This is a genomic window from Streptomyces sp. NPDC020917 (assembly GCF_044333795.1).
In the GTDB taxonomy this organism is placed as follows: Bacteria; Actinomycetota; Actinomycetes; order Streptomycetales; family Streptomycetaceae; genus Actinacidiphila.
In genome coordinates this window covers 22362-47168 of record NZ_JBIRRR010000016.1, presented here as the reverse complement: position 1 = coordinate 47168, position 24807 = coordinate 22362, and the positions used below count along the sequence as shown (strand labels likewise).

General features: G+C 74.9%; 18 protein-coding genes and 1 pseudogene. 15 read left to right on the top strand and 4 right to left on the bottom strand.

The genetic code is table 11. The annotated features are described in order from the left end of the window. Nucleotides 1-193 precede the first annotated feature (193 nt). Genes ACH4TG_RS28710 through ACH4TG_RS28695 form a run of 4 tightly spaced genes read left to right on the top strand, consistent with a single transcriptional unit; the run spans nucleotide 194 to nucleotide 4980 of the window. A complete protein-coding gene (locus ACH4TG_RS28710; RefSeq protein WP_398245449.1) occupies nucleotides 194-1147 on the top strand; it encodes a respiratory chain complex I subunit 1 family protein in 954 nt (317 codons plus the stop codon). A gap of 7 nt (nucleotides 1148-1154) precedes the next feature. Further along, complete coding sequence (locus ACH4TG_RS28705) at nucleotides 1155-1814, top strand: hypothetical protein (protein ID WP_398245448.1); 660 nt, start codon at nucleotides 1155-1157, stop codon at nucleotides 1812-1814. Continuing rightward, on the top strand, nucleotides 1814-3457 hold the full coding sequence (locus ACH4TG_RS28700) for a proton-conducting transporter membrane subunit (RefSeq protein ID WP_398245447.1): 1644 nt from the start codon (nucleotides 1814-1816) through the stop codon (nucleotides 3455-3457). The genes ACH4TG_RS28705 and ACH4TG_RS28700 overlap by 1 nt, the downstream gene beginning before the upstream one ends. A gap of 2 nt (nucleotides 3458-3459) precedes the next feature. Then, nucleotides 3460-4980: an NADH-quinone oxidoreductase subunit C gene (locus ACH4TG_RS28695; RefSeq protein WP_398245446.1), complete on the top strand. Its 1521-nt coding sequence runs from the start codon at nucleotides 3460-3462 to the stop codon at nucleotides 4978-4980. Nucleotides 4981-5091: 111 nt separating this feature from the next. On the opposite strand, the gene ACH4TG_RS28690 is transcribed toward ACH4TG_RS28695, so the two are convergent. Beyond that, nucleotides 5092-6663, bottom strand: a complete 1572-nt coding sequence (locus ACH4TG_RS28690; protein WP_398245445.1) for a ricin-type beta-trefoil lectin domain protein — start codon at nucleotides 6661-6663, stop codon at nucleotides 5092-5094. Between the two features lie 320 nt (nucleotides 6664-6983). Between ACH4TG_RS28690 and ACH4TG_RS28685 the strand changes: the two genes are divergently transcribed. From ACH4TG_RS28685 to ACH4TG_RS28655, 7 genes are all read left to right on the top strand, one after another. Then, nucleotides 6984-7283, top strand: a complete 300-nt coding sequence (locus ACH4TG_RS28685) for a WXG100 family type VII secretion target (protein WP_398245444.1) — start codon at nucleotides 6984-6986, stop codon at nucleotides 7281-7283. A 103-nt stretch (nucleotides 7284-7386) separates the two neighbouring features. After that, the gene (locus ACH4TG_RS28680; protein ID WP_398245443.1) at nucleotides 7387-11841 is read left to right on the top strand and encodes an FtsK/SpoIIIE domain-containing protein; all 4455 of its coding nucleotides are present in this window, start codon (nucleotides 7387-7389) and stop codon (nucleotides 11839-11841) included. Beyond that, nucleotides 11841-12119, top strand: coding sequence for a hypothetical protein (locus ACH4TG_RS28675; RefSeq protein ID WP_398245442.1), 279 nt, complete (start codon nucleotides 11841-11843; stop codon nucleotides 12117-12119). Before ACH4TG_RS28680 ends, ACH4TG_RS28675 begins: the two co-directional genes overlap by 1 nt. A gap of 22 nt (nucleotides 12120-12141) precedes the next feature. Next, a complete protein-coding gene (locus tag ACH4TG_RS28670; protein WP_398245441.1) occupies nucleotides 12142-13647 on the top strand; it encodes a hypothetical protein in 1506 nt (501 codons plus the stop codon). Next, on the top strand, nucleotides 13644-14384 hold the full coding sequence (locus tag ACH4TG_RS28665) for a hypothetical protein (RefSeq protein ID WP_398245440.1): 741 nt from the start codon (nucleotides 13644-13646) through the stop codon (nucleotides 14382-14384). Before ACH4TG_RS28670 ends, ACH4TG_RS28665 begins: the two co-directional genes overlap by 4 nt. Next, entirely contained in the window at nucleotides 14381-15070 is a 690-nt protein-coding gene (locus ACH4TG_RS28660) for a hypothetical protein (RefSeq protein WP_398245439.1), read from the top strand. The genes ACH4TG_RS28665 and ACH4TG_RS28660 overlap by 4 nt, the downstream gene beginning before the upstream one ends. Before the next feature lie 46 nt (nucleotides 15071-15116). Continuing rightward, the gene (locus tag ACH4TG_RS28655; RefSeq protein WP_398245438.1) at nucleotides 15117-15878 is read left to right on the top strand and encodes a response regulator transcription factor; all 762 of its coding nucleotides are present in this window, start codon (nucleotides 15117-15119) and stop codon (nucleotides 15876-15878) included. 1198 nt (nucleotides 15879-17076) lie between these two features. Here the strand turns inward: ACH4TG_RS28655 and ACH4TG_RS28650 are convergent. The 3 genes and pseudogenes from ACH4TG_RS28650 to ACH4TG_RS28640 all read right to left on the bottom strand — a co-directional run. After that, a pseudogene (locus ACH4TG_RS28650) lies at nucleotides 17077-18891 on the bottom strand (BTAD domain-containing putative transcriptional regulator); the annotation flags it as partial. An 87-nt stretch (nucleotides 18892-18978) separates the two neighbouring features. Then, on the bottom strand, nucleotides 18979-19740 hold the full coding sequence (locus tag ACH4TG_RS28645) for a hypothetical protein (protein ID WP_398245437.1): 762 nt from the start codon (nucleotides 19738-19740) through the stop codon (nucleotides 18979-18981). Further along, entirely contained in the window at nucleotides 19737-20048 is a 312-nt protein-coding gene (locus tag ACH4TG_RS28640; protein ID WP_398245436.1) for a PadR family transcriptional regulator, read from the bottom strand. Before ACH4TG_RS28640 ends, ACH4TG_RS28645 begins: the two co-directional genes overlap by 4 nt. Nucleotides 20049-20435: 387 nt before the next feature. Between ACH4TG_RS28640 and ACH4TG_RS28635 the strand changes: the two genes are divergently transcribed. From ACH4TG_RS28635 to ACH4TG_RS28620, 4 genes are all read left to right on the top strand, one after another. Continuing rightward, on the top strand, nucleotides 20436-21422 hold the full coding sequence (locus ACH4TG_RS28635; RefSeq protein WP_398245435.1) for a hypothetical protein: 987 nt from the start codon (nucleotides 20436-20438) through the stop codon (nucleotides 21420-21422). A 452-nt stretch (nucleotides 21423-21874) separates the two neighbouring features. Continuing rightward, entirely contained in the window at nucleotides 21875-23227 is a 1353-nt protein-coding gene (locus tag ACH4TG_RS28630; RefSeq protein WP_398245433.1) for a PP2C family protein-serine/threonine phosphatase, read from the top strand. Then, nucleotides 23211-23630, top strand: a complete 420-nt coding sequence (locus ACH4TG_RS28625) for a hypothetical protein (RefSeq protein ID WP_398245432.1) — start codon at nucleotides 23211-23213, stop codon at nucleotides 23628-23630. The genes ACH4TG_RS28630 and ACH4TG_RS28625 overlap by 17 nt, the downstream gene beginning before the upstream one ends. Nucleotides 23631-23918: 288 nt before the next feature. After that, nucleotides 23919-24680 carry a thioesterase II family protein gene (locus ACH4TG_RS28620; RefSeq protein ID WP_398245431.1) on the top strand — a complete coding sequence of 254 codons (762 nt, stop codon included), beginning with the start codon at nucleotides 23919-23921 and terminating at the stop codon, nucleotides 24678-24680. Nucleotides 24681-24807 lie beyond the last annotated feature (127 nt).

Genomic DNA, 24807 nt, shown 5'->3' with positions numbered 1-24807 from the left:
CCGATGGCGTCCGACGTGCGGGCGACGCCGCGCGCCGCGCGTCCGGTGGCGTCCGTCCCGCGAGCACCGTGGGGTGTTCTGCGGGGGGCGTCGGCCGGTGGGTGCGTGAGGGCCTGCGGCCCGCCTCCGCCGCATTCCGTCCCGCGAGCTGCGCCTGTCGCCGTGCCGCCGATGCCCGCCGCGGGGAGGGCCGTTGAGCGTCTTCGGAACGGTCGCGCTCGCGGCGCAGGTGCTGCTGGTGCTGGCCGGCGCCCCCCTGCTCGCCGGGCTGATGCGCCAGGTCCGCGCCCGGATGGAGGGCCGCGCCGGGGCCGGCGTCGCGCAGCCCTGGCGGGATCTGCGCAAGCTGCTGCGCAAGGAGCCGATCAGCCCGGACGGCACCGGGCCCGCGTTCCGCGCGGCCCCGCTCGCGCTCGTCGCCACCAGCCTGGTCATCGCGGCCCTGATCCCGCTGGCGGGCACGGACACGCCCGCCGCCTCGCACGGCGACCTCGTCGTGGTGGTGGCCACCCTCGCGCTCGGCACGATCGCCTTGGCCCTGGCCGGACTTGACACCGGGACGGCCTTCGGCGGCATGGGCGCCTCCCGCGAGATGACCATCGCCGCCCTGGTGGAGCCGACGATCCTGCTATCGGTGCTGGCCCTCTCGGTGCCCGCCGGATCGACGAACCTGGCCTCGATCGTCGAGGGCCGGATCGACCAGCCGTCCACGCTCACCTCGCCGTCCGGGCTGCTGGCGCTGGTCGCTCTCGCCGTGGTGACCCTCGCCGAGGCCGGGCGGCTGCCGGTGGACAACCCGAGCACCCACCTCGAACTGACCATGGTCCACGAGGCGATGGTGCTGGAGTACGCGGGACCCGACCTCGCGCTGGTCGAACTCGGGGCCCAGATGCGGCTGGCCCTGCTGCTCGGGCTGCTGGGCACCCTCGCCGTCCCGTGGGGCATCGCGACCACCGCCTCCTACCCCGCGCTGCTGCTCGCGCTGGTGCTGCTCGCGGTGAAGACGGCGGTGCTGGGCGGGGCGCTGGCGGCGGCGGAGGTGTTCTGGGCGAAGCTGCGCCTGTTCCGGGTGCCCGAGCTGCTCGCCGGCTCCTTCCTGCTGGCGCTGCTCGCCGTCGCCGCCTCCTACTTCCTGAGCGGAGCCTGAGCCGCCGATGAACCACACCGTCTACGTCCAACTGCTCGACCTCGCCTGCGGGGCGTTCCTGCTCGCCGCCGTGATGGTGCTGTGGTTCCGCGAACTGGCCGCCATCGTCAGGGTGTTCGCCCTGCAGGGCGTGGCGCTGGCCGGCATCGGGCTGCTGCTCGGCCTGCACGGGAGGCACTGGGGGGTGGCCGGGGTCGCCGTCGGCATCGGCGCGCTCCGCGCCGGGCTGCTGCCGTCGCTGATGCGGCGCGCCCTGGAACGCTCCGGGCACGCCCGGGAGACGCAGCCGCTGGTCAACGTGGCCGCGTCGCTGCTGCTGGCCGCCGCCCTCACGCTGCTCGCCTACGCCGCCGCCCAGCCCCTGGTGACGCTCGCGCCGGGACCGGCGACCCGGGCCGTGCCGGTGGGCCTCGCCGTCGTCCTCATCGGCTTCCTGACCCTGGTCACCAGGCGGCGCGCGGTCTCCCAGATGGTCGGCTTCCTGCTCCTGGACAACGGGATCACCGCCGTCGCGCTGCTCACCACCGGCGGCGTGCCGCTGATCCTGGAACTCGGCGTCTCCTTCGACCTGCTGCTCGCCGTGCTGGCCCTGCAACTCCTCACCCTGCGCATGCGGGCGGCCTTCGGCGGCACCGACCTCGACACCCTGCGGGAGCTGCACGACTGATGCCCACCGCCGCCGTCCCCCTGCTGCTGGTCCTGCCCGTCGCCGTACCGCTCGCCGTCGCCGCGTGCCATGCCGCCGGGCTGCTGCTGCGCCGCTCGCCCGGCGACTGGGCCGGGCTGGTCTCGCCCGTGGTGACGCTGGCCTGCGCCGCCCTGCTGGCCGGCCGGGTCACCGACCGCGGCCCGCAGCACGCTCTCGGGCACCTGCTGCGCGCCGACGCGCTGACCGTCTGGCTGCTGCTGGCCGTCGGCGCGGTCTCGCTGCTCGCGCTCGCCGCCTCGCCCTCGTACCTGGCCGGCGAACGCGCCGCCGGGCGTGCGACACCGCGCACCACCGGCCGCTACCACCTGCTGGTCCAGGCGTTCCTGGCCGCCATGGCCCTCGGGGTGCTGGCCGAGAACCTCGGCGTCCTGTGGGTGGCGATCGAGGCGACCACGCTGGTCACCGCGTTCCTCGTCGGGCACCGGCGCACCCGCGCCTCGGTGGAGGCGGCGTGGAAGTACGTGGTGATCTGCTCGGTCGGCATCGCGCTGGCCTTCCTCGGCACCGTGCTGATCTACTACGCCGCCCGGCAGGCCGGGCTCTCCGAGGCGGCCGCGCTGGACTGGCCGCGGCTCGCCGCGCACGCCGACCGGCTCGACCCGGACGTGACCCGGCTCGGCACCGGACTGATCGTCCTCGGCTTCGGCACCAAGGCCGGGCTCGTGCCGCTGCACGCCTGGCTGCCCGACGCCCACAGCCAGGCCCCGGCCCCCGTCTCCGCACTGATGTCCGGCGTGCTGCTGTCCGTCGGGTTCAGCGGGGTCCTGCGCTACAAGACCGTGGCGGACGCGGCCCTCGGCCCCGGCTACCTGCGGCTGCTGCTGACCGTCGCGGCACTGCTCACCCTGGCGCTGGCGGCCGCCGTGCTGCTCGGGCAGCGCGACTACAAGCGGATGCTGGCCTATTCGAGCATGGAGCACATGAGCCTGATCGCACTGGGCACGGCCATCGGCAGCCCGCTCGCGATCGCCGCGGTCCTCCTCCACATGACCGGCCACGGCCTGGCGAAGTCCGTCGCCTTCTGCTCGGCCGGGCAGATCCTGCAGTGGCAGGGCAGCAGCCGGATCGCGGGCGTGCAGGGGCTGGCGACCCGTGCGCCCGCCCTGGCCGCGGGCTTCGGGCTGGCGGTCGTCGCGCTCCTCGGACTGCCGCCGTTCAGCCTGTTCGCGTCCGAAGTCGGCATCGCCCGCGCCGGTTTCGGCGCCCGTCTCGGCTGGCCTGTCACCGTCGCCCTCCTGCTCGTCCTGGTCTCGTTCGCCGCACTCGCGGCCCGCGGCGCACGGATGCTGCTCGGCCCGCCGTCCGGTCCGCACGGCGGGGACGTCCCGGCCGTCGGGGGAGTCCCGGCCCAGGCCGAACCCGCGGACGACGCCGGCCGGACGGCCGCAGCCGGCGCCCCGGCCGCCGCAACCGCCGTGGCAGGCAGGGACGTTGGCGGCGACGGGGACGTCCCGGCGGCCGTGGGCCTCCCGCACCGGATCGGTGCCGCCGCCGGACTCCCGTTGCTGGCCGGACTGGTGGCGTGCGCGGTGCTCGGCACCACCACCGGACCCCTCACCCGGCTCCTGGACGCCGCCGCGGCCGTCATCGGAGGACACTGACCATGCCCAGCACCGCACCCGCCCCCACGGTGGTGGACACCGGGACCGCCGAACTCGCCCAGCGCGCAGCCGGCCTGCTCGCCCAGGGCCGGCGTCTCGCGCTGATCGCCGCCCACCACGACCCGGACGCGCTGCGCGTCGTCTACCTCTTCGTGGACGGGCCGCCCGACCACCGCACCGAGCTGCACGTGCGCCTCGACCCGGACTCGCCTCGGCTGCCCACCCTGTCCGAACTGTCCTTTCCCGCCGGGCGCTTCGAGCGCGAGATGCACGACCTGCACGGCGTGGACCTCCTCGGCCATCCGCTGCCGCGCCGTCTCGTCCGGCACTACCACTGGCCGCGCGGCTGGTACCCCGGACGGCCCGACGCCGGCCCGCCGCCGCCGTTCGCCGAACCCGAGGGCCCGTACCCGTTCCTGGCGGTCGAGGGGGACGGCGTGTACGAGATCCCCGTCGGCCCGGTCCACGCCGGCCTGATCGAGCCCGGGCACTTCCGCTTCTCCGTCGTGGGCGAGACCATCCTCAAGCTCAAGGCGCGGCTGTGGTTCGTGCACAAGGGCATCGAGAAGCTCTTCGAAGGCCGCACCGTCGAACGCGGGCTCCCGCTGGCCGAGCGGATCAGCGGGGACACGGCGGTCGGCCACGCCCTCGCCTACTGCCAGGCCGTCGAACAGGCCACGGCGACCGACGTCCCCGCCGAAGCCCGCGCCGGCCGCGCCCTGCTGCTGGAACTGGAGCGGCTGCACAACCATGTCGCCGATCTCGGCGCGCTGTGCAACGACGTCGGGCACGGCATCCTCAACTCCCATGCCCAGCGCATCCGCGAGCAGCTGCTGCGCGTCAACGCGGGGACGACCGGCCACCGTCTGCTGCGCGACGGCGTGGTGCCCGGCGGGGTCCGCCTGCTGTCCGTGCCCTCGGTGGACGGGCTGCGGCGGATCGGCGACGACATCCGCGACCTCACCCGCCTCGCCCTGAACCACCCCGTGGTCCGCGACCGTTTCAGCGGAACAGCCCGCCTTGCGCCGGAGGCCGCCCGCGACCTCGGCTGTCTCGGCTACGTCGCCCGGGCCAGCGGCCTGGACCTCGACGCGCGCGTGAGGCACCCGGTCGCCGACGTACCGCTGCCGGCCGTCCCCGGCCGCACCGATGGCGACGTCCTGGCCCGGTTCGAGATCCGCGCGGAGGAGATCGACGCCTCCCTGGCGCTCATCGCCCGGCTCGCGCCGCACGCCAGAGCCGGAACAGCGGTGCGCGGGCCGGCATTTCTGGGCGACGTCAGCGGTGCGGGACCCGGCGCCACCGGCCCGGGAGCGGGCACGGGGCTGGTCGAGGGCTGGCGCGGCACCATCGCCACCCGCGTCGAACTCGGCCCCGACGGCCGGCTGACGCGGGTCAAGCCCGTCGACCCGTCGTTCTTCAACTGGCCCGCGCTGCCGGTGGCCCTGGCCGACACGATCGTGCCCGACTTCCCCCTCACCAACAAGAGCTTCAATCTCTCCTACGCCGGCAACGACCTCTGACACGCGGGCACGTACGCCGGGTCACCGCCACCTGCGGCGGCTGCGGCACGTCAAGTGATGCCTGAGCACTACGGGTTGCAGCACCGTCCGACGTCGTGCCCCGCGGCGGCGTCAGTCCCGGCGGAAGGCCACCGAGGGGTCCTTGCCGCACGCGGCGAGCCGGATCCCGGCCCCGGCGTTCACCACGCCCAGGCACCTGCCGGCCTGCTTGGAGTAGACGGTGGTGCCGCGCAGCGAGAACTGCTGGGCAGGGTTGCCGCTGCAGTTGGCGACCTGGATGACGGTGCCCGGGGCGGTGCCGCCCCACGCGGCGTCCATGCACAGGCCCTTGGAGCGGATCGTGCCGTCCGACCCGAGCGCCCACTTCTCGTTCGCGGCGCCGCCGCACGCGGCGAGGGCCAGCGGCGTGCCGTCGGTGCCCGCCCCGCCGCTCAGGCACTTGCCGGTCGCCGGGTTCACCAGCGCGGCCACCGGCCCGCTCGCGGGTCCTGTGCCGCCGCTCGACCCCGTGTCGCCGGTCGAGCCGGGTGCGGTGGCGGTACCCGTCGAGGGCTGCGCGCCGCCCTGCGTGTCCGTGGGCGCGGCCCCGGTCGTGGGCGACGACACGACGCCCCCGGCGGATCCGCCCTCGGGGGCGGTCGCCTGGGTCGTACGCGGTGAGGACGACGTGGACGACCCCGACAGGGCGAAGCCCACGCCCGTACCGGCCGCGCACACGGCGACCACACACGCGGCGATGATCCAACGCCGGGCGTTCGGCGGCCCGTTGCGGACGGCGGCCCGGGGCGTCGGGCAGTCGGCCTCCGCCGCGGGCTCCGGTTCCGGCTCGGGTTCCTCGTCCTCGGTCTCCGGCTCGGGCAGCGCGTCGAGACTGCGGGCCACCGGCCTGTCGAGCAGTCCGGTGTCCACCATGCCGCCGGCGTCGAGGGCGAAGCGCCACCGCGGGTGGTCGACGCGGCCGACGGCGACCACCGACCACCGGCCTTCGGCGTCGTCGGCGAGCCGGGCGAGGCGCTCGCGGTCCCGGCCGCCCGGTGCCGTCGCGAGCAGCAGCACCCCGCCGCCCAGGTCGGCCAGCGCGGCCTCGGCCTCGGCGAGCGACGCCGCGTCGGTGGTGCCCGCCGGGTCCGCGCCGCCGGCCCGGAAGCCGACCCTGACCACCTGCACCCCGCGCGACCACGGACCGGTGGTCAGCTCGCGGGTCCACTCCTGGACCAGGGTGCGGGCCTGCCGGGCGTCACCCTCCAGGCCGATGATGCCGTCCACATGGGCGAGGTTGACCAGCACGAAGCCCTTGCCGCTGTGGCCGAGCGACACCAGCCGCGGATACGGCTCGCGGGCCGACTCGGCGACCCCGGCGCCCTGCAGCCAGCGCAGTTGCGCGTGCCAGATCCGGCCGTCCTGGTCCGCGGTCCAGCCGGCCGGCGGCCGCAGGTCGGGGGTCTTGAGGTGGAGCCAGACGGTCTCCGCGCCGACGACCACCACGTGCGCCACCGGCACCGGCCGGCCCTCCTGCTCGCAGGCGGTGGCCAGTACCCGTACGGCGCGGTCGACGGTCCACAGCCCGTGATCGGTGCCCCGGCCCGGTCCGGGACGCGGTGCCGGCTTGCGCGCGCCGCGCAGCCGGGTACGCCAGTCACCGCGGCGGCGCACGCGGTCTGCGGATCGTGTCGGCACGGTCACCCTCGTCTCCTCGGCATCGGCTCCTGCTCAGCGGGGGCCGGTGCGCGCTGGTGTACACCTCGCCCGCGCGGGGTGTCCACGGCCGGCCGCGGCGCCCGGACGCGGTCGCCGCAACGCGCCGGCACGGCTGTCCTGCACACGGTGGCTGCCCGGCCGGCCTGCGCCCGACGCCCGCCGCGACCTGGGCTTGGGTCCCTGGGCCCACCGGGGGAAGCGCCGTCCTGGACCGCCGTCGCCGGACGTTCCTAGCATCGACGGCGTCCGAGCCCGGCGCGTCACCGCGGGCCGGCAGTGTCCGGCGAAGTCAGAAGGGACCCACGATGACGAATCTCAACATCACCTATCAGGAGATGTCGGACAGCGCGACCAAGATGCGCAACAACAAGGCCGACATCGACGCCAAGCTCACCGAGTGCAAGAACATCGTGGACGGACTGACGAGTTCCGGCTTCGTCACCGACCAGGCGTCGGGCCGGTTCGACGAGGTGCACACCGAGTTCGTCACGTCGGCAAACCAGGCCATGGACACGCTGGACCAGCTGTCCTCGTGGCTGGACAAGGCCGTTGAGGCGATGCGCGACATGGACACCCAGCTCGCCGGATCGCTCAACCAGAAGTAGCCGGCCGTCCCGCGCCGGCCACCCGGCCGGCACCGCGCCCGCCCGGACCCCGTGTCCGGCGCGGGCGCCCTTCTCCGAGCGCCGCCACGAGGAGGTGGGAGCCATGCCCATGATGATCACCATTGCCCGGCCGCCCGACTGGTCCGCCGACGTGGCCGTGGACGCCGACCCCGGCACCCCGCTGCGCGACGTGGTGAAGAACCTGCTGGACAGCCTTGAGGGCGCGCAGGCCCCGGCGGCCGACGAGCCCGCCGGGACCGCGGTGTTCCTCGACGACCGGCCGCTCGACCTCGCCCAGCCGCTGGCCGGCAGCGGGATCCACGACGGCTCGGTGCTGTGGCTCGGCCGGCCAGGCCCGGCCGCGACGCCGCGCGCGGGCCTGGTCACCGTGCGGGCGGTGGCGGGCGCCGGCGCCGGGCGGGTCTGGTACCTGGGCGCGGGCGAGTACCGGATCGGCTCCGGAGCGGACTGCGACGTCGTCCTCCACGGCGACCAGCCCGCCGTGGCGGCCGTGCTCCGGGTGTCCCTCGGCGCCGTGGTGCGCGTGCAGGCCACCGGCCGCGGCGCCCTGCTGGACCGCTCGCCGCTGCCCGACGGCGACACCGCCTGGCCCGCGGCGGCCCAGCTCCGCCTCGGCACCACCCTCCTGGAGGAGCACCCGCTGCTGCGCCCGGACGCCGTCGTCGAACCGTCACCCGACGGCGAGTACCTGGACTACAACCGGCCGCCGCGGCTGCTGCCCCCGGCCCGGCGCACCGCGTTCCGGCTGCCCGTCCAGCCCAAGGCGCCCGCGCTGAACGCGCTGCCGTGGCTGACCGCCGCGCTGCCCGCGGTCGTCGGCGGGCTCATCGCGATGATGCTGCGCAACCCCATGTTCCTGATGATGGCCGCGATGTCGCCGGTGATGATGATCGGCAGCTGGATGAGCGGGCGCCGCCAGGGCCGGCTCAGCCACCGCCGCCAGATGTCCGAGTACCGCGGCCAACTCGTCTCCACCGAGGCGGAGATCGCGGTGGCGCTGGACCGGGAGCGGCTGGACCGCAGGGCGTCGGGACCCGACCCGGCCGAACTGCTCGTCATCGCCACCGGGCCCCGCGCGCGGCTGTGGGAGCGGCGCCGCACCGACCCCGACCACCTCATGGTGCGGGTGGGCATCGCGGACCTGCCCACCGCGATCGCGGTCGAGCAGGGCGACGGCACCCGGCGCCGCCAGGAGGCGCGCTCCGCGCGGGACGTACCCGCCGCGTTCTCCCTCGCGCAGGCCGGCGTCGTCGGCGTCGCGGGGCACGAGGCCCGGCCGCGGCGCATGGCCCGCTGGCTGGCCGGCCAGCTGGCGGTGCTGCAGAGCCCGCGCGACCTGCAGCTGTACGTGCTCACCGACCCGGCGGGCGAGGCGCTGTGGGAGTGGGCGGCGTGGCTGCCGCACACCCGGCCGCTGCTGGGCCAGCAGGCGCTGGCGTTGGTCGGGGCCGACGCCGAGACCCTGGGCCGCCGGGTCGCCGAACTCACCGAACTCATCGCCCTGCGCCAGCAGGCCCGCCTCAACGCCGGTGTCGGCGCGAGCTTCTCCGACCCCGACGTGGTCGTCGTCATGGACGGCGCGCGCCGGCTGCGGGCGCTGCCCGGCGTGGTGACGATCCTCCAGGAGGGCCCCGCGGTCGGCGTCTACAGCATCTGCGTCGACGCCGACGAGCGCACGCTGCCCGAGGAGTGCGCGACCGTCGTGGTCGTCGGCGCCTCCGCGGGGCAGACCACGCTGCGCCAGCAGCGCGCCGCGCAGATCGACGGCATCCTCGCGGACGAGGTGCACGACAGCTGGTACGCGGCGGCCGGCCGCCGGCTCGCGCCGCTGCGCGACGTCAGCGACAACCAGGGCGAGGCCGCGCTGCCCGCGTCCGCCCGCCTGCTGGAGATCCTCGGCATGGAGGATCCCACCCCGTCCGCGATCGCCGCCCGGTGGCGCGGCTCCGGCCGCGCCACCAAGGCCGTCGTCGGGTACTCGCTGAACGGCCCGTTCGCCCTGGACCTGGTCGCCCACGGCCCGCACGGGCTGGTCGCGGGCACCACCGGGTCCGGCAAGTCGGAGTTCCTGCAGACCCTGGTCGCCTCACTGGCCGTCGCCAACCGCCCGGACGCCATGACGTTCGTACTGGTCGACTACAAGGGCGGAGCGGCGTTCAAGGACTGCGTCGACCTGCCGCACACCGTCGGCCTGGTCACCGACCTCGACCCGCACCTCGTGGAACGCGCGCTGACCTCGCTCGGCGCCGAACTCACCCACCGTGAGCACCTGCTGGCGGCCGCCGGGGCCAAGGACCTGGAGGACTACCTCGACTACGCCACGCGTCGGCCGGAGCTCGCCCCGATCCCGCGACTGCTCATCGTCATCGACGAGTTCGCCTCGATGGCCCGCGAACTGCCCGACTTCGTCACCGGCCTGGTCAACATCGCCCAGCGCGGCCGCTCGCTCGGCATCCACCTGATCCTCGCCACCCAGCGCCCGTCGGGCGTGGTGTCGGCGGAGATCCGCGCCAACACCAACCTGCGGGTGGCGCTGCGGGTGACGGACTCCGGGGAGAGCACCGACGTCATCGACGCCAGGGAAGCCGCCGGGATCTCCGCGACCACCCCGGGCCGCGCCTACGCCCGGCTCGGCCACAGCTCGCTGATCCCGTTCCAGACCGGCCGGGTGGGCGGCCGCCGCCGGCGCGCCGACCGGGCCGCCGCGGTCGCCGAGCCCTTCCTGCACCCCGTCTCCTGGCTGGACCTCGGGCTGCCGGTTCCGCAGCGCCCGCAGACCACGGCCGAGACCGACGAGGTCACCGACCTGACGGTGCTGGTGCGGGCGATCCGGCAGGCCGACGACATGCTGGGCATCCCGCCGCAGCGCCGCCCCTGGCTGCCGCCGCTGCCGCTGTCCCCGGTGGTCGATCTGTCGCCGGACCCGGTCCGCGGCAGCCGCGACGAACCGGCGTTCGCCTGGGCCCTCCAGGACCTGCCGATGCAGCAGCGCCAGGAACCGGTGACCGTCGACCTGGCCACCTTCGGCCATCTGCACATCATCGGCGCCCCCCGCTCCGGCCGCTCCTCGGCGCTGCGCACCTTCGCCGCTGCCGCGGCCAGCCAGGCCGGCGTCGCCGACCTGCACCTGTACGGGCTCGACTGCGGCAACGGCGCGCTGCTCCCGCTGACCCGGCTGCCGCACTGCGGCGCGGTGGTGCAGCGCTCGGAGACCGACCGGGCGGCCCGGCTGCTGAACAGGCTGCACGCCGAGGTGCAGGCCCGCCAACGCCTGCTCGGCGAGGGTGGGTTCGCCGACGTGGCCGAGCAGCGCGCGGCCCGCCCGGCGGCCGAGCGGCTGCCGCACGTCGTGCTTCTCCTGGACCGGTGGGAGGGCTTCATGGGCACCCTCAGCGAGTACGACGGCGGCGCCCTGACCAACCTGGTGCAGACCCTGCACCGCGAGGGTGGCAGCGCGGGCGTGCACATGGTCGTCGCGGGCGACCACATGCTGCTGAGCGGCCGGATGAGCTCGCTGTGCGACGACAAGCTGGTGCTGCGCCTGTCCGACCGGAGCGACGCGGGACTCGCCGGGCTGAACGCCCGGAAGATCCCGGAGAACCTGCCGCCCGGCCGCGGCTACCGTGCGGGCAGCGCCGTCGAGACGCAGGTCGCGCTGGTCGCCGCCGACCCGGCGGGACCCGCGCAGGCCGCTGCGGTGCACGCGCTCGCCGCCCGGCTCACCGCACGCGAGGCGGACGTGCCCGCGGCCGCCCGGCCCCGCCGCATCGCGGTGATGCCCACCGAGATGTCCTTCGAGCAGGCATGGGAGACGGCCTGCGCCGCCCCGGGCGGCACCGCCCCCGGCCCGATGTGGGCGCTGGTGGGTGTCGCCGGCGACGAACTGGAGCCGGTCGGCGCCGACCTGATGGGCGACCAGCCGACGTTCCTGATCGCGGGACCCTCGCGGTCCGGGCGCAGCACCGCGCTGGCCGTCATGGCCGAGTCGCTGCTGCGCGGCGGCAGCGAACTCGTCGTGGGTGCCCCCCTGCACTCGCCGCTGCGCGGCCTCGCCGGGCGCACCGGAGTGCGCGGGGTGATCACCGACGAGGCCCCCACCAAGGAGCAGTTCGCCGAACTGCTCGACCCCGGCGACGGGCCGGTGGTGCTCGTCGTCGACGACGCCGAGGCATGGCGCGACCTGGCCTGCCGCGACTGGCTCAAGGCGTTCGTCCGCAGGGCGTCCGGCAGCAGGCGGGGCGTGGTCCTCGGCGGCGATGTCGCCTCGGTGGCCATGGGCTTCTCCGGCTGGCAGTCCGAGGTCAAGCGGAACCGCCGCGGCGCGCTGCTGTCGCCGCCCACCCTCAACGACGGCGACCTGGTGGGCGTCCGGATGTCCCGGGCCCAGATCGCGAGCCGGGTCGTGCCCGGCTCGGCCCTGGTGCACCTGGGCAGCGGCAGCCTGCTCACCGCCCAGATCCCCACCGCCCCCGCCGCGCCCCGGCCGGCGGCGGCCGGCCCCGGCACACCCGCCCGCGACGACGACCCGGAGCAGTGATGGCAGACCTCGTGGTGAAGGACCTGCAGGCGCTCGCCGACGACCTCGGCGAGCTGATCGGGCAGTTCGAGGGGGCACTGGACTTCCAGAACGACGACAAGGGGCTGTGGGGGCAGCTCAACGCCAACCTGTCGATGGGCGACTTCGCCGACAACTGGACCGTCCACCGCGACGCGATGGTCAAGGACATGAAGAGCCTGCGCGACAAGGTGACCCAGGTCGACGAGTCCTGGTCGCAGGCCAACCAGCAGCTCGTGGACTCGCTCAAGGACACGTGACCGGCCGCCAGAGGAGGACGGGATGTCTGTCAGGAACCTCGACTGGTCGCCGCTGGACCTGGACTCCGACCCGGTCCGCGCCGACCCCGACGTGGTGCGCGACGCCCAGAAGCGGTACCAGCACATCGCCGACACCATCGACGACGCGGTGGCCAAGCTGCAGAAGATCGTCGACACCGGCAGCGACAGCCTCGCCGGCCAGTACGTCGACGGGCTCAAGTCGGACGCGGGGTCGCTGAAGGACCGGCTCACCAAGGCCGCGGTGCGCTACCACGACGTCGCCACCGAGATCGGCAGGTACGAACCCGACCTGGACCGCGGGCTCAGCGAGACCGCGGGCGCGCTCACCGACGCCGAGGAGGCCAGGAACGCGCAGACGAAGGCGAAGGCGCTGCCGGACCCGCAGAAGGGCTCGGACGGCACCACCTCGCCCGAGGAGCAGGCGAAGGGCACCGCCAAGGACAAGGCCACCACCGACGCGGACGGGCAGCTGGCCGCCGCGAAGAAGCGGCTCGACGACGCGCTGGGCGCGCTCAACGTGGCGGGCAAGCGGTTCGGCGACGCGGTCAACTGCAAGAAGTACGACGACGGGCTGAGCGACTCCTTCAAGGACAAGCTCGACGCCATCATGGCCAAGATCAGCCAGATCTTCGCGATCATCGGCATGATCCTGGGGGTCCTGGCGATCCTGATCCCCGGCGTGGACGTCCTGGTCTTCGCCGGCATCGTCGCCGGCGCCGTCACGCTGGTCGCCAACGTGGTGCTGTACGCCGACGGCAAGGGCAGCGTCCTGGACGTGGTGCTCGGCGCGGTCGGCCTCGGCCTCGCCGGTCTCGGCGCGGCCGTGTCCCTGATCGGCAAGGGCATGTCCAGCGCCGCCAAGGCCGCCGCGAGCTTCCGGCCGCGGCCGGCGCCCGCACCGCCCGGCGGCGGTATCCAGATGGTGCCGCTGCGGCCGATCGGCGCCGGCGGCGCGGGACGGCCGGTGCCGAACTACTCCCGCCCGTTCGGCCCGGGCAACACCCCGCCGCCCCGCCCGATCCCCAACTACTCCCGGCCCTTCGGCCCCGGCAACCTGCCGCCGGGCCGCCCAGTGCCGAACTTCTCCCGGCCCTTCGGCCCGCCCGCCCCCAACGCGGCCAACCAGTGGCAGAACCTGTCCGAGTGGTTCAACAACCCGGCCACCAACTGGCTGCTCGGCAAGCTCGGCGCCATCACCCCCGACGTCGGCTTCTGGGCCTCCGCCTGGGCCCAGCTCAAGGGCGCGGGCTCGATGTGGGCCACACTGCTCAGCGACCCGCTGAAGTTCGGCAAGGACCTGGGGAGCATCCTCACCGGCCTCAAGGGCGCCCAGGACCTGGCCGCGATCATGCGGGCCGCCGGCCTCGGCGCGATCTCCCCGCTCTGGTACGTCTGGGGCGGCATCAACGGTGCCTTCGGCATCGGCGCCGGCTTCGTCTACACCGGCGGCCGGCTCAACGGCTGGATCCCCGCGGTCAACCCGCCAGGACAGGTGGCCACCTCATGAGCGGGACGGAGCAGGCGGACGACCTGCGGGCGCTGATGCGGGTGCCCTGGCACTGGGAGTGGGTGCCGCAGACGGGGCCCGGCCAGGCGGAGCACCGGGAGTGGACCGCCCGGGTGGTGGCACTGTTCGAGGCGTGGACGGCCGAGGGCCTGGACGCCGGGCGCGCCGCATGGCCCGCGGCCGCCGGCACGCCCTTCCCGTTCACCGCCGGGATGCTGGGCCGTGAGGCCGCCGGCTGGCTGGGCGAACGCGCCGCGGCACTGCCCCCGTGGGCGCGGCTGGCATGGGGCGCGGCGTTCCTCGGCGGGCGGCCGCGCTGGGCACCCGTCCCGGTCGTCGTGGAGTTCGCCGAACCCGAGGCCGAGGACCCCAACTACCTGATGGAGACGGTCGGTGCGCGCGGCATGGAGGGCGACGCGCGCGAGCCCGTCGTCGACTACGTGACCACCGCGATCGGCGACGGCCTGCGGGTGTTCGCGCTCTGCCGCAGCCCCGAGGGCGCGGCCTGCGCCCGCCTGCACGCCGCCCTGCGCCTCGACGTGCCGCCACGCGGCGGCGTCGCCAGCGTCAGCACCGACGTGCTGCTCAGCACGCTCGTCTTCGAGACCGGGCTGATGGCCGTGATCGGCGACGGAGTCGAGCAGTTGATGCAGCAGATCGCCGAGGAGTGCGCGCCCGCCGACGCGGGCCCGGCCCGGCTCGGCTTCCTCGCCGCCACCCAGGAAGGGCAGTCGTGATCGACTTCGAACTGGTCGTCCCCGCCGGGTGGGTGCAGATCCCCACCACACCCGACTCGGCGGCCCTGCGCCGCCGGATCGTCGACGGCGTGATCCGCCACCACCTGCCCGACTCGCTGCCGCGGGACAAGGCCGGACCCTGGCGGCGGATGCTGCGCAAGGAGCTCACCGAGGCCACCGACGAGGCGTCCCGGCAGGGCGCACGCGCGGTGCTCCTGCCGCTGGAGGAGTTCAACGGCTTCCGGCTGCCCGGGTCGATGCTGATGACCGTCATCGAGGGCGACGAGGACCAGGACCCCGAGCAGCTGCTCGGCTCCCTCCTCACCGACGCCGGGGCCGATGGGATGTACCTGGAGATCGGCGGTGCGCCCGCGGTGCGCGTCGCCTCGCTGGTGGACAGCGGCCGGATCGGCCGCAAGGCACCGACCCGGCGCGTCTCGTACTACGTGTCCAACCCGGACGCCCCCGGGGCATGGGGGCTGATCACCTTCAGCGTGCTCACCGACGGCGACGCCGACGCGGACCCGGTCAGGGCCGTCGTGCTGCTCTTCGACACGATCGTGGCGACGCTGCGCTGGGCGAACCGCGTCGACGCCCCCACCGAGGACGAAGTCCTCGCCCAGCTCGCCGAGTTGGCGGGCGCCGGCACCGACGGTGGGCAGGAACCCGCGCAGAACGCGGTGTGAATCCGGCATGAAGGATGCCTGAAGCGGGCTCCGTCACGCTGGAGGCATGACAGGCCACGCCTCCCCGGTGCCGGCGCTCCCCGCCCGCGTACGGATCGCCATCACCAGCCCGGACATCCTCGCCCAGATCCGTCAGGTGTTCGCCAGCAAGAACCTGGCCGTGGAGATCGTCCGCCTTCCCTACGTCGAGGTCACGGTCCGGCCGGCAGCCGGCACGGCCCCCAGTACGGGGCAGCTCGCCGCGGCCGCCCACGAGCGGGCGGCGGGCGCGGTCCCCGCGGCCCCACCGGCGGCGGCCCGCCGGCTGTGCGCGGAGTACCGGCTGAACGTCGTGGAGACGGCCGCGACCCTCCCGGTCCGGGACCGCCCGCGTCCCGCCGACGCCGGCCGGACCGCCGCGGAACCCGGCCCCGCCGCACGGCTGTCGCGGCGCCAGCACGAGGTGATGGCGCTGGTGTCGCGCGGGGTGCGCAACGCCGAGATCGCCGACCGGCTCGGCCTCACCGAGAAGACCGTGAAGAACCATCTCAACCGGATCTTCCGCACGTTGGGCGCGCGCAGCCGCATCGAGGCGGTGCTGCTCTGGCAGCGGCACGGCGCCGTCATCCGGCCCGGGGGACCGGACCCGCGCCCGGCGCCACACCAGTTGGAGGTGGTGCGTCCGGCGCCGGAACCGGAGGTGCCGCGCCGAGCGCCGGAACCGGGTCCGCGCGGGACGCCGGGAAAGGAGCCGCGTCCGGCTCCCGCGGTGGTGGTGCGTCCGATGCCGGTGCGGATTCCGCGTCGAGCATCCGCAGGAACTCCCTGACGTCCGCGACCTCTTCGGCGTCCAGATCGGCCAGCCGCAGCAGGGCCCGCCCGGCGAGCTCCCGCGCCGCGCCGGCCCCGGTGGCGTGCTCCATCTTCGCCAGCCCGAACAGCGCCAGGCCCTCGTGGTACTGGTCACCGGTGGCCGAGCAGAGGGCGAGCGCGTCCTGGAGGCTCCCCGCCGCCGCCTCGGTGTGGCCGAGCCCGAACTCCGCGGCGCCCAGGTTGATCAGGATGTTGGCCTCCAGCAGCACGTTCCTGCACCGCCTGGCCGCGGTCAGCCCGAACCTGCCGTACCACAGTGCGTTCTCGAACGCGCCCAGCTCGGCGTGGAGTTCGCACAGCACGTCGAGGCAGCCCGCCGCGTAGTAGTCCAGGCCGCTGTGCTGCGCCAGGTTCAGCGCCTGCGCCGCGTACGGCAGCGCCTCCGGGTACCGCTTGGCCTCCCGCAGCGTGGACGCCATGTTGCCCAGCAGGCTGGTGAGCAGCATGTCGTCGCCGAGGTCCGGCAGCAGTTGCAGCCCGTGCTCCAACTGCCTGACCGCGGCGTCGTTCTCGCCCACCCGGGAGTGGGCCACGCTCATGTGGTTGAGCAGCACCACCTGGGCGCGGCGGTCCTCGACCAGCTCGGCGCTGCGCATCCCGATGCGCAGCGTGTCCAGCCACTCCCGGGCCTGCCCGGCGGCGTAGAAGTAGCCGAAGAGCAGATACGCCAGCTGCCAGGTCCCGTCGTGGCAGCCGGCCCGCTGCGCCGCCCGCACCAGCGGTGCGATGTTGGCCCACTCCTGCGCGCACCAGCCGACGAAGTCCTTCCGGTCGGCGAACCGCAGCGGCTCGTGCCGGGGTTCGGCGTCCAGCGCGAACGGCAGCGTGACCTTGGTGGAGCGGTAGTCCTCGGCCAGCGTCCGCACGTACCAGTCGAGGACCCGCTCCAGGGCCGCGCGGCGCGAGGCGGCCGTCTCGCCGCTGCGGGACACCTCCTCGGCGTAGATCCGCGTCAGGTCGTGCATCCAGAAGACGCCGCCGGAACTCTCCACCAGGTGCTGGGCCGCCAGCCGCCGCAGCACCGCGGCCGCCGCCGCGGGGGAGACGTCCAGCAGCGCGGCGGCCACCTCCAGGCGGATGGTCACCCCGGGGAACATGCCGAGGGTGCGCAGCGCGTGGGCCGCCTCGGCGTCCAGCCGCGCGTAGGACCACGACAGGACGCCGCGTACCGAGCACAGCTCGTCGTCCGGGATCTGCAGCGCGTCCAGCCGCCGCTGCACGTCCTCCAACTCGGCGACCAGGTCGGCGATGCGCGCCTGCGCCCCGGCCGTCACCTGCTCCGACGCGATGCGCAGCGCGAGCGGCAGGTGGTCGCACAGGTCGGCGAGCCGCCGCGCCGCGACCGGCTCGGCGTCGACCCGGGCGGGGCCGATCGAGTCGGCGAGCAGTTGCAGCGACTCCTCGGTGGTGAACGGCTGGAGCGTCACCCGGCGGGCTGCGTACCGGACGGCGAGGCCGCTGAGCCGGTTGCGGCTGGTGACCAGGACGAACGAGGGGCCGTCGCCCGGCAGCAGGTCCTCCACCTGCTCGGCGGACTCCGCGTTGTCCAGCACGACGAGCATCGACCGGTCGCGGACGATGCTGCGCCACAGGGCGATCCGGCCCTCCAGGTCGGACGGGACCGTGCCCGTGTGCACGGACGCCAGCAGGTGCTGCAGCACGTCCGTCGGCGAGCTGGCCGGGCTCTTCGGGTCGAAGCCGCGAAGGTTCACGTACACCTGCCCGTCGGGGTAGGCGTCCGCCAGCCGGTGGGCGCAGTGCACCGCGAGCGCCGTCTTGCCCACGCCGCCGACGCCCACCACCATCAGGATCTGCGGCGAGCCGGAACCGCCGGAGCCGGAACCCGACGTGGAGCCGCCGTCGTTGGCCGATGCCGCACGGCCGGCGTCCAGCACCTGCCGCACCGCCTCCACGCGTCCCGCGAAACGTCCGACGCCGCGCGGGAGTTGGGCGGGACGCACCGGCGCCGCGGGCGCGGACGGCGGCGTGCGCGGCGCCGGCGGGGATCCCGCGCCGGGCGCGGCGGCCGCGGGGCCCGCAGGGGAGGCGGGCGTCCCGGGAGCGCGCCGGCCGGGGGCGTCCTCCAGCAGCGACGCGTACAGCGCCTGCAGCTCCGCGGACGGATCGATGCCGAGGTCCTCGGCGAGCAGCCGCCGCAGATCGTGGTACTGGGCGAGCGCGTCGGCGGTCCTGCCGCTGCGGCGGAGCGCGAGCATCAGCACCGAGCGCAGCCGCTCGTGGTACGGGTTGTCGGCGGTGTGTCCGTGCAACTGGTCGGCGACGCCCGCCGGCTGGTCCATCGCCAGCAGTAACTCCGCCCGGTCCAGCAGGAGTCCGAGCCGCAGGTCGGCGGTCCAGGTGCGGTACCCGGCGGCGAACGGGCCCGGCAGACCGCCGAGTACGGTACCGGGGCGCCAGCAGGCCAGCGCCTGCGTGAGCGCGTCGACCGCGGCGGCCGGGTCCTGCCGGGCGGGCACGCCCCGTGCCCGGGTCGCCAGCCGCTCCACCACGCGCACGTCCAGCCGGTCCGGGTCCAGCCGCAGCCCGTAGCCCGCCTCCGAGGTGGTCAGCGCCTCGTCCAGCCCGGACAGGGCGCGGCGCAGGCCCGACAGGTACGTGTGCAGGCTGCCGGTCGCGGTGGCCGGCGGCGACGCTCCCCATATGCGGTCGACGAGCACGTCGCGTCCCACCACACCGCCCGCGCTGAGCGCGAGGACCGCGAACACCGCGCGCTGCTTGGGAGGTCCGAGCGGCAGTTCCTCCCCGCCGGCGAAGGCGCGCAGCGGCCCCAGGGTCTCCACCCGCAGCCCGTCGCCCTCCGTCACGGCTCCCTCCGCACCGGGCCGCCGTGGCCGATCGCGTCCGCCATGCCTCTCCCGAGTCCCGTCCCGCGCCTGGATTCCGCGCGGGGTTCGGCGCGGCCGGGGCGCCGTCCCTGACGCCCCGTGGACCTGCCGTGACAGGAGCATACGGCGCCCGGTTGCCGAGCGTCACCGGCGCGTTCACCGGACGCACCCGTCACGCTCCCGCGCTTCCGGCGGCGTCGGGGCGGCGTCTCACCTCGCGTTCAGGCGGAGGTCGCGGCCGGTGCCCAGGGCCGCGGCGGCGACCACCCCCAGCGCGACGGACTCGGCAACGGCGCCCGGGTGCACGGCGGTTCGGGCCAGAACGACGTTCTGGCAGGCGGCGAGGGCGATTCCCGCCCCCAAGACCAGCAGCGCGGCGGACAGCCGGCGGGTGGTCGGCAGCAGGGACGTCCGGGCCAGGCGCGCGACCAGGGAGCAGAGGCGGAACGCGACGAAGGCGAGCGTGAGCCAGTAGCAGAGGACCATGGCGGCGCCCGTGCCGCCCGCGGGGTGTGCGGCGGCGCCGCTCCACGCCAGGGCGCACAGTGCCGCGACGGCGGCGGCCGGCGCCGCCATGACGCGGACCGCGGCGGCTGCCGTGCGGCGCAGCACCCCGCGCTCCAGCCGCGGAAGGGGCGCGGCCAGGGCGATGCCGAGCAGGACCGGGCCGAGCCACAGGCTGGTGACCGGGTGCCGGACGTCGGCGGTCAGCGTCGCGGACGGTTCGGCGTGGCGCAGCAGCAGGCCGGCGACCGCGGCCAGGGCGAACAGCGCGACGGTCAGCACGCGGCGGGTCTGGCCGGCGGACGTCTCGGGCCAGTCGGCGGGATGGAGCCAGAGCCGCACGGCCCCGGCGAGGGTGTCGGGCCACGAGCGGATCCCGGCCGCCGCCACCTCGTGGCCGATGTCCGCACCCCAGCGCTCGCGTACCGCCGGCGGGTAGAGCCGCGTGAGCACCGTGGCGGCGTTCACGCCGGTCCGCTCCCCAGCGCGCGCAGCCCGGCGGCCGAGATGCGGGCCATCTGCTGGAGTTCGGTGCGCAGGCGGTCGCGCCCCGCGTCGGTGATCTGCATCGTGCGGTGGCGTTCCTTCGGGCCGGCCGGCTCGTCCGCCGGTCCGATCAGCCCGCGCGCCTCCAGCCGGGACAGCGCGCCGTAGAGGCTGCCGGGACCGAGCTTGCCGCCGGTCAGCTCCTCGATCGCGGTGTTGATGGCGTATCCGTGCCGCGGCCCCTCCGCGAGGACGGTGAGGACGAGCATCTGGGCATCGTTGCTGTGCATGGGCCTCTCCGCCTGCCGCTCCCTGCTGGTACCGGTCACGGTACTACTTCCCGCGTACTACTGGACGCGGCGGCGCCCGCGGCCTGTCGCCCGGCGAGGTCGTTCCGCTCGACCGGTCGGGCGCGGGTCGCGCGCACCGGACTCCGCCGGCAGCCGGGGACATGGGCCGGCGCGATCGGCTCTCGCACTCGCCGACGCCGCTCGGCCAGGTGTTCGCGCCGGCTCGTGGGGGCCTCGGTTCGCTCAATGCCCCGGGGGTGCCTGATCGCCGCCCTGCAGCACGGGCCGCGGTCCGGCAGGCACGCCAGGCGGCCCGGCTCGGGTGCTCTCGTGCTCCGCGCGGCCATACTACTTGACGCGTACTACGCGGAACGTAGTATGGCGGCCATGCAACGTGCCAACAAGAACGCACGCGCGGCCCTTGCCGCGGTGCTGGCGGCCCTGGGGACGGCCGCGGTGTGCGAGGGACTGACCCTGCTGGCGACCCATGACAAGTCGGTGCGGGCCGCCAGCCCGTGGCAGGACGACCCGTACGACGTGATGGTGTCGCTGGCCCAGTTCACGGTGCCCATGCTCGGCCTGGTCATCGCGCTTCGCCTGCTGGTGTGGCGGGCCCCGGGCGGGCCGGACCGCGCTCAGCAGACGGCGCGCGCGGCGGGGGTCATGACCGCGCTGGCCGGACTGACCGCCGCCTTCGAGTGGGCCGCGCTCGCCGGCGGGCGGCACCGCTCCGCCTGGGACGCGTGGACCTGGGTGCTGGTCGGCGGGCTGGCCGTGACCTCCGTGCTCACCGTGTCCACGGCGGTCCTGCTCGCGCGCGCCCGCCGGCCGCGGGGCTCGGCACGCCGGTGGCGGCACGACTGGCTGGGCGACGCGGTCCTGCTGGGCGGCAGGGTTCCGGTCCTGGGACGGTGGCTCGGCCCCCAGGCGGCGGCGTGGACGCGGGAGCGGGCCTGGCCGGTGTTCGTCGTACTGAGCCTGCTGGCCTCAGCGGTGCTGACCGCGGGGCAGGCCGTGGGGGAGCGGTGGACGGATCCGCTGCTCATCGTCTGGATGCTCGGCGTCGAGACCGCCTCCAACCTGGCGTTCTGCGTGATCGGCAACGCGCTCGCCGGCTTCGTCGCCCGCCCGCCGCGCAGCAGGATCCGGCGCGTCACCGAGCTCTCCGTCGTGACCGGATGCGTCGCCGTCCAGCTGGCGATCGCCTTCCGCGACGCGCTGTGGTCGGCGCTCGTCGGCGGCTCCCTGAGCTCCGTTCCGGCGCTGACCGCCCTCACCCTCGGCGCGGGCGCGGCGGCGTCCCTCCTCTGCGCCGCGCTGCTGCTCGCGCGACGGCCCGCGGCGCCGCCGTCCGGCGGGACCGCCGTGGCCTGACGCACTCCCGACCCCGTCACGTCCCGCGGCAGCCGCCGGGGAAAGGCGCGGACCCTCCTCGTCCTCTCCTTGTCCCCCTCGCCCCGGCCGGTTCCGGCGATCCGGGTCTGCGAGGCGTCCAAGGCTGGACCCCGCCGAGGTCCGCGCCCTGCGCCATTACCCGGGGGCCTGTTCGGCCCCGCCGGGGCGGCACACCTCGGCCCTGGCGTCCTCGCGCAGATCGCCCGGATCGTGCTCTGTGGCGGTGCCGCCGCCCTCGTCCTTGCGGGCCGCGCCCCGGCAGTGTGACCGCGTGCGCCGCCGCGGCGCCCGTTGACCGAGGGCGGCGCGTGGCTGCCGGACCGTCCACCGTGCGGAGCCGCAGAGTGACGCCGTGAAGCGCGTCGCCCGCGGAGCGAATCGAACAGGGCGCATTTACGGCATAAGGCGTCAAAACTGGTTAACTTCACCGTATGGACTTCGGTCGTCGCCTGACTGACCTGCCCGAGCGCATGTCCCGCCTGGCGCTGGGGCTGGCGCTTGCCCTGGTGGTGGCCATCACCGTCGCCGACGTGATCTCGCCGAGGCAGGTCTACCTCAGTCCGATGCTCGTGGTCGCCCCGGCGCTGGTGGCATCGTTCGTGGGGCCCTGGCGCACGGCGGGCATCGCCCTCGTGGCCCTCGGAGCGCAGGTGGTCGCCGCAGCGGCCAATGGCGGAGCGGCCACCAAGACCCGGGTGTGGCAGCTGGCCGCCCTGTTCGTCGTCTCGGTCCTGCTCGTCTTCTTCAGTTACGTCCGCCAGCAGCGCGGCCAGGAGTTGAGCCGCGCCAGACTCGTGGCCGAGACCGCCCAGCGGGTGCTGCTGCGCCCGCCGCCCCCGCGCGTCGGCCCGCTGCGGATCGCCTGGCAGTACCTCGCCGCCGAGAACGACACGCAGTTCGGTGGTGACCTCTTCGCCGTCACCCGCTGCCGGCCGGCCGGCAGCCGGGCGATCATCGGCGACGTCCGCGGCCACGGGCTGCCCGCGATCGCCGAGGCGTCCGCGATCCTGGGCTCCTTCCGCGAGGCCGCCCGGCGCAGCGCGACCCTGGACGAGCTCGCGGCGGTCCTGGAGGAGAGCGTCGGCTGGGACCTCCAGGAGATCGCGGACAGCGGCCAGGACCGGGGCGAGAACTTCGCCACCGCGCTGCTGCTCGAAGTGCCCGACCAGGGCGACCGCGTCTACATGACCTGCTGCGGGCACCCGCCGCCCCTGCTGATCAGCGCGGACGGCCGGGTCACCGCCACGCACTGCGCCGACCCGGCCCCACCGCTGGGCCTGGGCTTCCTGTCCGGGAGCAGCGGCAGCCTGGAGACCCTCACCTACTCCACCGGGGACACGCTCCTGCTCTACACCGACGGGGTCATCGAGGCGCGTTCACCGCAGGGGGTGTTCTACTCGCTCGTCGAACGCGTCGCCGGCTTCCCCCACCCGCTGTCCCCGGACGCCCTGGTGCGGCACCTGCGCCAGGACCTGCTCGCCCACACCGGCGGCCGGCTGAGCGACGACGCCGCACTGCTCGCGCTCAGCATGGTCCCTGAGGACGACGAGACCCAGCGGTACCGTGGAAACGAGGCTGAGGCCGGCAGCACACCCAGCCCCGCCGGGGTGGCGAACGCGACCGGCGCCACCAGCGCGCCCGGCGCATCCGGCGCCCCCCGGGAACCGCTCCAGAGCGGGGTCGACGAGAGCCCCACGAGGAGGACCTCACGCCATGGAATCCGAGCGCATCGACAGCATCGTCTCCGCACTGCGTACGCGGGGCATCATGGCCCATCGCGTTGACGAGGGCGTGTACGAGTTCGGCATCCGCGTGGTCATCCCGGACGGCAGCGAGGCCCTCTGGGCGATCGGCGCCGGCGGGCTGGAGGCCGAGGTGCTGCGGGACAACACCCTCATCGGCTTCGTGCCGCACATCCCCGGATCCGAGGACTTCACCGACCAGCAGGCGACCCAGGCGATCGCCGCCACCAGCTACTCCGAGGAAGGGCTGCACCCGGCGAGGCGCGACGTCCCGCCGCCGGACCCCGCCCGGTCGCCGGCGTCGCCCCAGCCGCTCCAGGACACGCGGCCGCTGCCCGAGTCGCCGGCCGAACCGCCGAGCGCCCCGTCGCCGGGCGCGGATTCCGGCGCCGAACCGCTGCCCGATCCGTCGCACTCGCGCTGGCGCCACTGGCCGCATCGCTGAACCAGGCGTGACCGCCCGGCGGCGGGACGGCGAACCCGGCATGGACGCCGCCCGCGATCGCTGCGGGCTGCTTGCGGGTTCCAGCCAAGCGCGGGGACCGCGCCGCGATGTACGGCATTGGTCGAGGTGGGTGCCACGCACCCCTGTTCATGGCTGACGGGCACCCCTGTTCATAGGGGTGGTGCGCGCCCGGGTAGGGGTTACTGGTGAGTGCGGGGCCGAACTACTTTCGAGCGTGCCTGTGTGGCGCTCCCGGAGTACATTGGGCGGATTTGGATCGAATTGGAGATGTGTGTGGACCGCGAGGCCTGGTTCAGCCGCTATCACCCTGCTCCTCCCGGAAGTGAACCCCGCAGACTTGTCTGCTTTCCGCACGCCGGCGGCTCGGCCAGTTTTTACCTCCCGGTTTCCAGGGCGCTGCAACCGGATGTCGAAGTCCTCGCCGTGCAGTATCCGGGCCGGCAGGAGCGCAGGACCGAGGAACCGGTCCTGGACCTGCACGATCTGGCGGACCGGGTGGCCGAGGCACTGGCCCCCACGGTCGACCGGCGGACGGCCTTCTTCGGCCACAGCATGGGCGCGGTGGTCGCCTACGAGGTGGCCCTGCGGCTGAAGCGGAACCACGGGGTGGAGCCGGCCCGGCTCTTCGTCTCCGGGCGCCGCGCGCCGTCGGTGCACCGCCCGCTGCCCGATCCGGTCCACCTGCGGGACGACGCCGGGGTCGTCGCCGAGCTGCGGCGGCTGGCCGGCACCCATGCCGACCTCCTCGCCGACGACGAGGTCGTGCGGATGGTCCTGCCCGCGGTGCGCGGCGACTACCGGGCCATCGAGACGTATGTGCCGCGCCCGGCAGTGCCGCTGGGCTGCCCGGTCACGGCGCTCGTCGGTGACCGCGACCCGCAGGTCGAGGTCGCCGAAGCGGAAGCTTGGGCCGGGCACACCACCGGCCCGTTCGACATCCGGGTGTTCCCCGGCGGGCACTTCTACCTGGTCGCCGAGGGGCCGGACGTGATCGGCGCGGTCCGCGACCGGCTCGGTGTGCGGGTGTGACGGCGGTGCCGGCCGCGGCTGATTCCTTCCGCCTTCTTAACAGGCCGGGTTGCCTGAACTTCGGGCAGCCGCGATAGAGTCGAACCGGCTTTCGGGGCCTGCGGAAGCCGGTTATTTGGAGTATGCC

Excerpts from the sequence above, each read along its gene's own strand:
- ACH4TG_RS28625 (WP_398245432.1), top strand. The coding sequence starts at position 23,211 with ATGGCCCATCGCGTTGACGAGGGCGTGTACGAGTTCGGCATCCGCGTG.
- ACH4TG_RS28630 (WP_398245433.1), top strand. The coding sequence starts at position 21,875 with ATGGACTTCGGTCGTCGCCTGACTGACCTGCCCGAGCGCATGTCCCGC.
- ACH4TG_RS28670 (WP_398245441.1), top strand. The coding sequence starts at position 12,142 with ATGTCTGTCAGGAACCTCGACTGGTCGCCGCTGGACCTGGACTCCGAC.
- ACH4TG_RS28640 (WP_398245436.1), bottom strand. The coding sequence starts at position 20,048 with ATGCACAGCAACGATGCCCAGATGCTCGTCCTCACCGTCCTCGCGGAG.
- ACH4TG_RS28655 (WP_398245438.1), top strand. The coding sequence starts at position 15,117 with ATGACAGGCCACGCCTCCCCGGTGCCGGCGCTCCCCGCCCGCGTACGG.
- ACH4TG_RS28620 (WP_398245431.1), top strand. The coding sequence starts at position 23,919 with ATGTGTGTGGACCGCGAGGCCTGGTTCAGCCGCTATCACCCTGCTCCT.
- ACH4TG_RS28675 (WP_398245442.1), top strand. The coding sequence starts at position 11,841 with ATGGCAGACCTCGTGGTGAAGGACCTGCAGGCGCTCGCCGACGACCTC.
- ACH4TG_RS28700 (WP_398245447.1), top strand. The coding sequence starts at position 1,814 with ATGCCCACCGCCGCCGTCCCCCTGCTGCTGGTCCTGCCCGTCGCCGTA.
- ACH4TG_RS28665 (WP_398245440.1), top strand. The coding sequence starts at position 13,644 with ATGAGCGGGACGGAGCAGGCGGACGACCTGCGGGCGCTGATGCGGGTG.
- ACH4TG_RS28695 (WP_398245446.1), top strand. The coding sequence starts at position 3,460 with ATGCCCAGCACCGCACCCGCCCCCACGGTGGTGGACACCGGGACCGCC.
- ACH4TG_RS28705 (WP_398245448.1), top strand. The coding sequence starts at position 1,155 with ATGAACCACACCGTCTACGTCCAACTGCTCGACCTCGCCTGCGGGGCG.
- ACH4TG_RS28685 (WP_398245444.1), top strand. The coding sequence starts at position 6,984 with ATGACGAATCTCAACATCACCTATCAGGAGATGTCGGACAGCGCGACC.
- ACH4TG_RS28680 (WP_398245443.1), top strand. The coding sequence starts at position 7,387 with ATGCCCATGATGATCACCATTGCCCGGCCGCCCGACTGGTCCGCCGAC.
- ACH4TG_RS28635 (WP_398245435.1), top strand. The coding sequence starts at position 20,436 with ATGCAACGTGCCAACAAGAACGCACGCGCGGCCCTTGCCGCGGTGCTG.